This window comes from Streptomyces sp. NPDC003023 (assembly GCF_042888225.1).
Lineage (GTDB): Bacteria > Actinomycetota > Actinomycetes > Streptomycetales > Streptomycetaceae > Streptomyces.
Window position 1 is genome coordinate 97,878 of sequence record NZ_JBIAPL010000009.1, and the last position, 11,107, is coordinate 108,984.

Consider the following 11,107-nt stretch of genomic DNA (forward strand, 5'->3'; position numbering starts at 1 on the left):
GCGCTATTCTTGCGTCCATGACGCGACGACTTGCTCAAGTGGCGAAGAAGGTTGGGGTCAGTGAGGCCACGGTCAGCCGGGTACTCAACGGCAAGCCGGGAGTGTCGGAAGCGACGCGGCAGTCCGTCCTGACGGCGCTGGACGTACTGGGGTACGAGCGCCCGACGCAGTTGCGGGGCGAGCGCGCCCGGCTGGTCGGCCTTGTGCTGCCGGAGCTGCAGAACCCCATCTTCCCGGCCTTCGCCGAGGTGATCGGCGGCGCCCTGGCACAGCAGGGGCTGACGCCGGTGCTGTGCACGCAGACGAAGGGAGGCGTCTCGGAGGCCGACTACGTGGAGCTGCTGCTCCAGCAGCAGGTCTCCGGCGTGGTGTTCGCGGGCGGGCTGTTCGCGCAGGCGGACGCGCCGCACGAGCACTACCGGCTGCTCGCGGAGCGCCGGATCCCGGTCGTGCTGGTGAACGCGGCGATCGAGAACCTGGACTTCCCCTGTGTCGCGTGCGACGACGCGGTGGCCGTGGAGCAGTCGTGGCGGCACCTGACGTCACTGGGGCACGAGCGGATCGGTCTGATCCTCGGCCCGGCCGACCACATCCCCTCCCGGCGCCGCCTGCGGGCCGCCCGTGAGGCCGCCGGCGCGGCGCTGCCCGACGCCATGGTGGAGCGCTCGATGTTCTCCCTGGAGGGCGGCCAGGCGGCGGCGACACGGCTGCTGGACCGCGGGGTGACGGGGATCGTGTGCGCGAGCGACCCGCTGGCTCTGGGCGCCGTACGGGCGGTGCGCCGACGGGGGTTGTCGGTACCCGGCGACGTCTCCGTGGTCGGCTACGACGACTCGGCGTTCATGACGTGCACGGAGCCGCCGCTGACCACGGTGCGCCAGCCGATCGAGGCGATGGGGCGGGCGGCCGTGGAACTGCTGTGCGCACAGATCCAGGGCAGCGAGGTCCCGCACAGCGAGCTCCTCTTCGAGCCCGAGCTCGTCGTGCGCGGTTCGACCGCGCAGGCGGTCGGCTGAACCGCGCCGCCCGACATGGCCGACAGCGGGCGTACGGCGGGAAGTCCCTGATCCTCGATCGACTGTCGAGCAATTACGAAATCTACGCGAGATATTGCGTTCACTTGTTCATGGTGGTTGAGTGTGCGGCGCCCCACACTGCATCGGCGGTGGGGCGCCTTCCACGTTCATGCCCGAAGGGGTCCATTCATGAGAAGTGCTCGGTTCCGCCGTACTCGTCGCACCGGCGTCATGACCCTCGTCTCCGCCCTCACCCTGACCGCTCTGGCCGGCTGCGGCACGAGCAGCAGCAGTGACGACGGCGCGGAGTCCAGGAGCAACGGGTCGAGCGACCCGGCTGCTCCGCTGGACCCCGGGACGAAGGTCACGATCACCATCGACTGCATGCCCCCGGCGGCGAAGGCGGCCGAGCTGAAGGAGTGGAAGGAAGACGTCGAGGAGTTCAACAAGGCATACCCGAACGTCAGGATCGAAGGCCGTTCCACACCCGGCCAGTGCCTCGAGCCGCCGCGCTTCACCGCGATGCTCAAGGCCAAGTCCCAGCCCGACGTCTTCTACACCTACTTCACCGACCTGCCCCAGGTGCTCGACAACGACGGCGCGGAGGACATCACCGCGTACGTCAACGACAGCACCGTGCCGCTGCTGAAGGACATCGACCCGGACGTCCTCGGCTCGCTCAAGCAGGACGGCAAGCTGTACGGGCTGCCCACCAGCAACTACACGATGGGCCTGCTGATCAACCGCAAGCTCTTCGAGCAGGCGGGCCTCGACCCCGACGCCCCGCCGCGCACCTGGGCCGAGGTCCGCACCGCGGCGAAGAAGATCGCCGGCCTGGGGAACGGGGTCGCCGGCTTCGGCGAGTACAGCGCCGGGAACACCGGCGGCTGGCACTTCACCGCACAGATGTACAGCGTCGGCGGCGACGTCGTCGACGCGAGCGGGAAGAAGGCGGCCTTCAACAACGAGTTGGGCAAGCAGGTCGCCGGGAACCTGCACGCGATGCGCTGGCAGGACGACAGCATGGGCAAGACCCAGCTGCTGAAGTGGGGCGACCTGCAGAAGCAGATCGCCACCGACAAGCTCGGCATGTTCCTCGCCGCGCCCGACGACATCGCGTACATGGTCCAGCAACTCGGCGCGAAGTACGAGAACTTCGGCATGGGCCCGATCCCGGGCGAGAAGAACACCCTGGCCGGCGGCAACAACTACATGATCAAGAAGGGCATCTCCGCCGACAAGATCAAGGCCGCCGTCGCCTGGCTGAACTTCAAGAACCTCACCGTCGGCAAGGGCCAGTTCGACTGGGCGCGCAGCAAGGCCGACGGCCTGCCGGTCGGCATCCCGCAGCCCAACTTCTGGCTGAACGACTCCAAGGCCAAGGACGACGCCGCCCGCGTCGAGCACGCCACGATGCCGGTCGCGAACTTCAAGTCCTTCATGGACAACCCGGTCGCCGGCAAGGCAGAGCCGCCGAAGGCCCAGGAGGTCTACAAGGTCCTCGACAACGTCATGTCGGGCATCCTCACCAACGAGGACGCCGACATCGACAAGCTGCTCTCCGCCGCGGAAGCGCAGGTCAACCAGGTCCTCGCCACGCGGTGACCGTCAGCGCGGCGGGATCGGGCACCGGCGCCCGGCCCCGCCGCCGGCCCCGTCACACGCGCCGCACACGGCACGCGCCGTACGTGCCGCACACGCCGCACACGCCGTACGTGCCGCATGCGCCGTACGTGCCGTACGCGCCGCCGACGGCACTCGCAGCACGGCGCGGACGACCACGCCCCCCGCTCCCACTCCCTGGAGCAGGACGAAACCGGCAGACCGTACCAAGGAGCAACGATGTCGGCCCCCAGCCTGACCCCGAGCAAGGCGCGCGCCCCCCGCCACGCCCCGCCTCCCGCGGCCGGCTCCGTGCCGCCGCGCGGCCGCTTCGCCAGGAGCCTGCGCCGCAACCTCACCGCACACGGCTTCCTCATCGGCGCGGTCCTCTGCTTCGCGTTCTTCTCCTGGTACCCCATGGTCAGGGAGTTCCTCCTCGCCTTCCAGAAGACCGAGGGCGGCCGGACGACCTGGGTGGGACCGGACAACTTCGCCACGGTCTTCAACGACCCGGCCTTCTGGCAGGCCTGGCGCAACACGCTTCTGTTCACCGTCCTGGCGCTGGTCCTCGGATTCGTCGTGCCGTTCGTCGTGGCCGTCGTCATCAACGAGTTCCGGCACGGCAGGGGATATCTCCGGCTGCTGGTCTACCTGCCGGTGATGCTGCCGCCGGTCGCGTCCGTCCTGCTCTTCAAGTACCTGTACGACCCGGGGTACGGCCTGCTCAACGAACTCTTCACCGCGGTCGGGCTGCCGGAGCAGCAGTGGCTCCAGGACCCGGACACGTCGATGCTCTCGGTCGTCATCGCCTCCACCTGGATGAACATGGGAGGCGCGGCCCTCATCTACCTCGCCGCGCTGCAGGGCATACCGGGTGAGCTGTACGAGGCGGCGGAACTGGACGGAGCCGGGGTGCTCCGCAAGATCTGGCACGTGACGATCCCGCAGACGCGGCTGATCCTCTCGCTGATGCTGCTGATGCAGATCATCGCCACCATGCAGGTCTTCGTCGAGCCGTTCCTGCTGACGGGTGGCGCCGGCCCGGAGGGCTCGACAACGACCGTCGTCCACCTCATCTACCAGTACGCCTTCAACTTCAACAACTACGGTGCCGCGGCGGCCCTCGGCCTCCTCCTGCTCGTACTCCTCGCCGGATTCTCGGCGGCGTACGTGAAGCTCAGCCGCGCCGAGGACGAGTAGGAGCGGGGTAACCAGCATGTCCACACGCACTCTCATCTCACCGGCCCAGCTCGCCAGGCCCCGCGGCAAGGTCCTCTACTGGGTGACGTTCGCGGTCGTCGTCGGCGTCTTCACCCTGGTCTTCCTCGGGCCGCTGTACTGGATGATCTCCAGCGGCTTCAAGGACGCCCAGGAAGTGATCCGGACACCGCCGACGCTGGTGCCCGGGACCTTCGAACCGGACAACTACACCAGGGCCTGGGAGGTGATGGACCTCGCCAGGCTGCTGTTCAACACCCTGTACTACGCGTTCGGGGCGCTGGCCTTCCAGCTCGTCCTCGACGTGGCCGCGGCCTACTCGCTCTCCAAGCTGCGCCCGGTCCTCGGCAAGGCCGTCCTCGGCATGATGCTGGCGACGCTGATGATCCCCGCGACGGTCCTGGTCGTGCCGCAGTACCTGACGGTCCTCGACGTGCCCATCGTGGAGCGGAACCTGCTGAACAGTCCCTGGGCGATCTGGCTCCCGTCGGTGACCAACGCCTTCAACATCTTCCTGCTGAAGCGGTTCTTCGACTCGATACCCAGGGAACTGCTGGACGCCGCGTCGATGGACGGCGCCTCGCCCATGCGCGTCCTGTGGTCCATCGTGCTGCCGGTCTCCCGGCCGATCCTCGGCGTGGTGTCGATCTTCGCCGTCGTGGGGGTCTGGAAGGACTTCCTCTGGCCGATGCTCACCCTGCCCGACCCCGCGCTGCAGACCCTCAACGTCGGCATCTACTCGCTCTCCAACGGCGTCCCCGTGAACGTGCTGATCGCCGCGCTCACGATCGCCTCCGTGCCCACGCTGCTCATCTTCCTGATCTTCCAGCGCAACATCATGAGCGGCCTCACCGCGGGCGGACTCAAGGGCTGAGCCCCGGCAGGCCCTGCCCGCCCCGCCCGGCACCCCGTCATCCCAAGCCTTCGCCGCCGGCTCGTCGAACGCCCCGCTGTCCGTGCCGGCGGCGAAGATCCACCCTGCCCGAAAGGACCCTCACGTGGCAGCCCCCATCCCGCAGCGCACCGCAGACTGGTGGCGCGACGCCGTCATCTACCAGGTGTACCCACGCAGTTTCGCCGACGGTGACGGCGACGGCACCGGGGACCTCGCGGGCGTCCGGGCGAGACTGCCCTACCTCGCCGAACTGGGCGTCGACGCCGTCTGGTTCACCCCCTGGTACGTGTCGCCACTGGTCGACGGCGGCTACGACGTGGCCGACTACCGCACGATCGACCCGGCCTTCGGCACCCTCGCCGAGGCCGAGAAGCTGATCGCGGAGGCCCAGCAGCTCGGCATCCGCACCATCGTCGACATCGTGCCCAACCACGTCTCCGACCAGCACGCCTGGTTCAGGGCGGCACTGGCCGCCGGCCCCGGCAGCCCCGAGCGCGAGCTCTTCCACTTCCGGCCCGGCCGCGGCGAGAACGGCGAGATCCCGCCCAACACCTGGCCGTCGCAGTTCTCCGGCCCCACCTGGACCCGGGTCGAGGACGGCGAGTGGTACCTGCACCTGTTCACCCCCGAGCAGCCCGACCTCAACTGGGCCCATCCCGTCGTCCGCCAGGAGCACGAGGACGTGCTGCGCTTCTGGTTCGAACGCGGCGTCGCCGGCGTACGCGTCGACTCCGCCGCGCTACTGGCGAAGCACCCGGACCTGCCAGACTTCGAGGAGGGCGTCGACCCCCACCCGTACGTGGACCAGGACGAGATCCACGACATCTACCGCTCGTGGCGGGCCGTCGCCGACGAGTACGGGGCCGTGTTCGTCGGCGAGGTGTGGCTGCCCGACGCCGAACGCTTCGCCCGCTACCTGCGGCCCGACGAACTGCACACGGCGTTCAACTTCGCCTTTCTGTCCTGCCCGTGGGACGCGGGCCGGCTGCGCCGCGCCGTCGACGACACCCTCGCCGAGCACGCCCCGGTCGGCGCCCCGGCGACCTGGGTGCTGTGCAACCACGACGTGACCCGCACCGTGACCCGTTACGGCCGCGAGGACACCGGCTTCGACTTCGCGACCAAGGCCTTCGGCACCCCGTCCGACCCGGTGCTCGGCACCCGCCGCGCCCGTGCCGCCGCACTGCTCACCCTGGCACTGCCCGGCTCGGCCTACGTGTACCAGGGCGAGGAACTGGGCCTGCCGGAGGCCGACGTCCCCCTCGACCGGATCCAGGACCCGATGCACTTCCGCTCCGGGGGCACGGACCCGGGCCGCGACGGCTGCCGGGTGCCACTGCCCTGGGCCGCCGACGCCCCGTACTGCGGTTTCGGGTCGACGGCGGAGCCCTGGCTTCCCCAGCCCGACGGCTGGTCGGCGTACGCGGCCGACCGGCAGGCAGCCGACGCGGGCTCGATGCTCACCCTCTACCGCGAGGCGCTGCGGCTGCGGCACACCACCGCGGGCTTCGGCGACGGCCCCCTCACGTGGCTCCCCGCACCCGACGGCGTCCTCGCCTTCGCCCGGACCGACGGCCTGCTGTGCCTGGTCAACCTGTCCCCGGCCGCTGTGGACCTCCCCGCCCACAGCGCCCTGCTCCTCGCCAGCGGCCCGCTCGACGATGAGTCCCGCCTCCCGCCGGACACCGCGGTCTGGCTGCGCGCCTGACGACGGCCCCGGCGGCCCTGGCGGGGGCCGCGGGTCGGTCAGGCGTCGTGCCAGACGTCGCGGTGGCGGGCGATCTCGTGGAGACGGTCCGCCTGGTCGGCGGTGAGCTCCCCCGACAACGGGGCGAGGGCCGAGACCTGGCGTTCGCGGTAGACGCGTACGTCGGTCTGGGTGGCCGCCACGTCGAGGTCGCGGGCGTCCACCAGGACGAGCACCGGCTGGACACGGAAGCGGAAGTCGCAGTGGCGGCTCAGGGCCCGGTGGACGCGGTCGGCCTCGGCACGGCACTCGGCGATGTACGGGAGCGGTTCACCGTCGTCGACGGTGACCGTGTCGTCGCCGGCCTTGACCGACGCCTGGGGGTGGTACTCGGTCCGGATGCTGAAAACGCCCCCGGGGCCGATCAGCAGATGGTCGACGTCGCCCCCGTCCGGGAGCGGAACGGAGTGCAGGACGCGCCAGCCGTGACGGGTGAGGCGGCCCAGTTCGGCACCGGTTCTGCGCTCGCCGAGCAGTTCCCTGCGGCGTGCGTCGTCCATGGGGCGCCGGCGCAGGATGCGCGAACTCAGCCGTTCGAGGCGGCCCGAGTCCCGGGCTTCCGCGGAGCCGGCGGGGGACGCGGCGCGAAGGGTTGCGCCGGGGCGGTGGGAGGCGAGGTCGTTCTCGGCGGTCAGCGGGCCGAGACCGGCGGTCCGGTCCGGTTCACCGGCCGTGCTCGCGGGTGGCTCACCGGCCGGAGCAGGATCCGTCCACGGTCCATCGGCGTCCTCCGCCCCCTGCCTGTCGCCCTGGTCCGTCCGCTGTCCGTCGGCCTGTTCCGCCCACCGCTCGTCCGTCCGGTCCTCGGGGTGCGTCCGCTCCGACCACCGTCCGCCGGCCCGGTCCGTGCCCCGCTGCCCGGCAGGATCGGCGAGACTGCCGGCGAGCTCGTACACCTCGAGCCGCGTCGCGGCGGTCAGCAGCTCGGGCGCACAGCGGGCGAGGGCGTCGGTGACGTCGTCGCGGTAACGGGGATGAACCACGGTGATGCCGCCGGTCCTGCGGTCCGCCCAGCCGATGGCCGTCCCGTCGGGCAGGTTCACGTAGAGGCGGTCGTGCCCGAAGTACTGCCATGAGGTGACCGTCAGTTCCCCGAGCATGCCCTGTCTCCTTAGCGGTTCTGTCCGGTGCCGCCCTGCGGCGGCACCGGCCCCCGTACGTCCCAGACTCACCCGCGCATACGCCGCGCAGAAGGGCGCAGACCGGGCGCACTGGGCGACGGGGCGCCGTTTTGGGGCGGGACCTGCGCCTATGCCGTGGGTACGTGCCGTCGTAACGCGCGGTGGGCGCGACGGGGCGCACGGGGCGCGGCGCCGGCCAGGAAGAGGGGCGTACCGGCCCGGTCGTACACGGTGATCGGCCGACGGGGCCCCGCTCCGCGCTCTTGAGGGCCTGGCCGCCCTGCTCTACGGTCGGGACGATGGAACCGGCCGGCATCGGACTACGCATTGGGGCGAGCGTGGTCACCCCGCTCGTCAAGCGGCTCTTCGTACCGGAAGGGCCCGGCGCCGGGCTGGTGCAGCGGGGTGTGCGGCTGTCCGGGCTGGTGTCCTTCCGCGGGGAGAAACGGGCTCTGACCCATGACGACCTCCGCAGGCTGACGGATCAACTGGTGCGCCGGGCGCGGCGGGACGCCGGCCCGCACGAGCGGTTTCCCGAAGACGAGCACTCCGCGGTGGTCGACGCGGTCGTGCGCACCCTGTACGCCCTGGGCGAGCTGGACATGGACGACGTACAGGCGGTCGGCCTCGGACCCGAGGAGTTCGCCCGGCGGCTGCGCCGTCAGGCTCCGGACGCTTGCCGGGAGCTGTCGGCCGACTCGGCGTGGTTCCACGACCGGCTGGTGGACACCGCGAGCGTGCACGTCCTGCACTTCTTCACCCGGCGGTCCACGTTCGTGGCCAGGACCGCGGTGGAGCAGAGCAGGCGGATCGAGCACCTCGTACGGCTGCTGGAACGGCAGCCCTCCCCCGACGGCGTCGACGCACGCTTCGAGTCCGGCTACCTGGCGAGCCTGGTCCAGTTGTACAGCCAGGTGACCATCGTCGGCGTCGACTTCATCAACTCGCCGGGGCGCTGGCCGCTGGACGCCACATACATCGGGCTCGGCGCGGAGATCGCCGACGAGGACCAGCCGACGGGGCCGCACGACGGTTCCGGGCCGCGCCCGCCCGTGCCGGTACCGGTGGACCACGCGCTCGCAGGGCGGCCGCAGGTGCTGGTGCGCGGGACGGCGGGGTCCGGGAAGACGACGCTCATGCAGTGGCTGGCGGTCTCCACCGCGGGTGACCGGCTGCCCGACGAACTGGCGGCACTGCGCGGACTGGTGCCGTTCGTACTGCCGGTGCGCCGTTTCTCCGACCAGGACGTGCCGGCTCCGGCCGAGTTCCTGTCCGCGGCGCACCATCCCATGGCGGGCTCGGAGCCGAGCGGCTGGGCGGTGCGGGTGCTCGCCTCCGGGCGGGCACTGATGCTGATCGACGGCATCGACGAGGCGCCTGCGGAGCGGCGCGAGCTCGTGCGCGGACAGATCGACGCGCTGCAGCGCACATTTCCCGGCAACCGATGGGTGGTGACCTCACGGCCGACGGCCGTACGCGAACGGTGGCTGGCCGCCCAGGGGTTCACGGAGCTGACGCTGACGCCGATGACCCGGGACCAGGTGTCGCGGTTCATCCGCTCCTGGCACGCGGCCGCCGCCTCCGACCCGGGGACGGACCACTCGCGCCTCCCCCGCTACGAGCAGCGGCTGCTGCACTCGGTGCGGCTCATCAGGGAACTGCGGGGGCTCGCCACCAATCCGCTGATGTGCAGCCTGATCTGCGCGCTGAACCGGGACCGCAGCGGCATCCTGCCGCGGGGCAGGAAAGCCCTCTACAAGGCGGCGCTGGCGATGCTGCTGGAGCGCCGCGACCCGGAACGCGAGGTCGACGCGGACGGCATCGTCATCGACCGCGAGGCCAAGGAACGGCTGCTGCAGAAGCTCGCGCACTGGATGCTGCTGAACGACCTGACCGAGGTCGACCGGACCACCGCTGTCAGCATTCTCGACCTCTATCTGCCGGCGATCCCCAGCGCCGGACGGCAGGGCACGTCGGCGGAACTGTTCGACCATCTCCTGCACCGCACCGGGCTGCTGCGGATGCCGGCACCGGGCGTCGTGGACTTCGTCCACCGGACCTTCCAGGACTATCTGAGCGCCAAGGAGGCCGTGGAACGGCACGACATCCGCTTCCTGGTCAACAACGCGCACCGTTCCGACTGGGACGAGGTGATCCGCATGGCGGTCTCGCTCGCCCGGCCCGACGAATGCGCGCAGATGATGGAGGAGCTGGTCTCCGCCCGGCCCGGGCTTACGGCGGCGGAGGCCAAGTACTGCAAGCTGCTGGCGTCCGCGTGCCTGGAGCACGCCACGGAGATGAGCCCCGAGACGCGGGAGATGGTGCGCCAGCGGACCCGGTTCATCGCCCAGCCGGACAGTCTCGACAGTGCCCGCGGGCTGGGCTGGATCGGGCCGATCGCGCTGGAGTTGCTGCCGGACCCGGAGAAGGTCTCCGACGACCGCGCCCTGCTGCTCGCCGCGACCGCGGCCGGGGTACGGGACGACGCGGCGATCGACTACCTGGTCCGGCTGCGGGACCGGCGCTCGCTCGCCGTGCGGGCCGAACTGGCGGGCGCGTGGCGGAGGTTCGACACCGAGCGGTACGCGGATGAGGTGATCGCGCATTTGGACGCGGAGGACCTGTACTTCACGGTGACCGGACCGGAGGAGATGGCCGAGCTGCGCCGCCTCGGCGGCCGCGAGCGCATCCAGGTCGCCGAACCGCTCACGCCCGGCCAACTCGTCGAGGGCCTCGTCGCGGACCGCCTGACCCACCTGCATCTGCTGGTCCACGACGCCCGCCAGGACCTCGGCCCGCTCAGCGCCTTCCCCCGGCTGACCACGCTGCGGCTGGGGCGGCACGTGGGGCCGGTGCGGGGGATCCCGGAGAGGGTACGGGTGGAGCGCGACGGGGGGTGAGGCGGGGCGGGGGGCCCAAGAGATACGGCCGGCAGTGGACCGTGTCGGCGACAACCGCCCCGATAGGCTGGCCCCATGAGCGGAGATCACGATGCGGAACCGGTCTTCGTCCGCTCCAAGTGGGGGACGAATCGTTACGTCTACAACGCCAACAATCCGGTGGGTATGGCGCTGATCATCGGCTCCCTCCTCTTCGCGGCCGGCGGAATGTACCTGCTCCATGACGAATCGTCATGGAGCGAGGGAGAGTTGCACGACGCGGTCCACGCGGCTGTGGGCGACCTCAACGGAGAGTCCCATCGGGTGGGTGGGTACGAAGGCAGCTACGAAGAGATCATCGCCGACGCCATCGAGGAGAGCGGCGAAGGACCCGAGCACGGCTACGTGACCGTTTCGCGGGAGATCGACTACTCGGAGGCGGACGACGAGCCCGACTCCGACCGGTTCGAGGTCAGCACCGACGACGTCGGTGACGTCTACTGCGTGAACGTCTCACCGGCCGAGCCGTCCGAGACCTATACGTCTGTCTCGATACTCCTCACGGTGACGGTGGACTCGGGCAACTGCTGACCGCGGCGCGCCACGGCATGGACGCCGACGAAATCACG

At 70.6% G+C, this 11,107-nt stretch carries 8 protein-coding genes; 7 read left to right on the forward strand and 1 reads right to left on the reverse strand.

Translation table 11 applies throughout. From position 1 onward, the window contains the following. Positions 1 to 17 precede the first annotated feature (17 nt). The 5 genes from ACFYV1_RS26460 (at position 18) to ACFYV1_RS26480 (ending at position 6,439) form a co-directional block, all read left to right on the forward strand. Positions 18 to 1,016, forward strand: coding sequence for a LacI family DNA-binding transcriptional regulator (locus tag ACFYV1_RS26460; protein ID WP_389398084.1), 999 nt, complete (start codon positions 18 to 20; stop codon positions 1,014 to 1,016). 189 nt (positions 1,017 to 1,205) lie between these two features. Beyond that, positions 1,206 to 2,621, forward strand: coding sequence for an ABC transporter substrate-binding protein (locus ACFYV1_RS26465; protein ID WP_389398085.1), 1,416 nt, complete (start codon positions 1,206 to 1,208; stop codon positions 2,619 to 2,621). A 237-nt stretch (positions 2,622 to 2,858) separates the two neighbouring features. Next, on the forward strand, positions 2,859 to 3,818 hold the full coding sequence (locus ACFYV1_RS26470; protein ID WP_389398086.1) for a carbohydrate ABC transporter permease: 960 nt from the start codon (positions 2,859 to 2,861) through the stop codon (positions 3,816 to 3,818). A 16-nt stretch (positions 3,819 to 3,834) separates the two neighbouring features. Next, positions 3,835 to 4,710, forward strand: coding sequence for a carbohydrate ABC transporter permease (locus ACFYV1_RS26475; RefSeq protein WP_389398087.1), 876 nt, complete (start codon positions 3,835 to 3,837; stop codon positions 4,708 to 4,710). A 124-nt stretch (positions 4,711 to 4,834) separates the two neighbouring features. Further along, positions 4,835 to 6,439: a glycoside hydrolase family 13 protein gene (locus ACFYV1_RS26480; RefSeq protein ID WP_389398088.1), complete on the forward strand. Its 1,605-nt coding sequence runs from the start codon at positions 4,835 to 4,837 to the stop codon at positions 6,437 to 6,439. 38 nt (positions 6,440 to 6,477) lie between these two features. On the opposite strand, the gene ACFYV1_RS26485 is transcribed toward ACFYV1_RS26480, so the two are convergent. Beyond that, positions 6,478 to 7,578, reverse strand: a complete 1,101-nt coding sequence (locus ACFYV1_RS26485; protein WP_389398089.1) for a nuclease-related domain-containing protein — start codon at positions 7,576 to 7,578, stop codon at positions 6,478 to 6,480. A gap of 320 nt (positions 7,579 to 7,898) precedes the next feature. Between ACFYV1_RS26485 and ACFYV1_RS26490 the strand changes: the two genes are divergently transcribed. Next, positions 7,899 to 10,499 carry an NACHT domain-containing protein gene (locus tag ACFYV1_RS26490; RefSeq protein ID WP_389398090.1) on the forward strand — a complete coding sequence of 867 codons (2,601 nt, stop codon included), beginning with the start codon at positions 7,899 to 7,901 and terminating at the stop codon, positions 10,497 to 10,499. Between the two features lie 75 nt (positions 10,500 to 10,574). After that, positions 10,575 to 11,069 (forward strand): hypothetical protein, encoded by a 495-nt coding sequence (locus ACFYV1_RS26495; RefSeq protein ID WP_389398091.1) that lies wholly within the window; start codon positions 10,575 to 10,577, stop codon positions 11,067 to 11,069. Positions 11,070 to 11,107 lie beyond the last annotated feature (38 nt).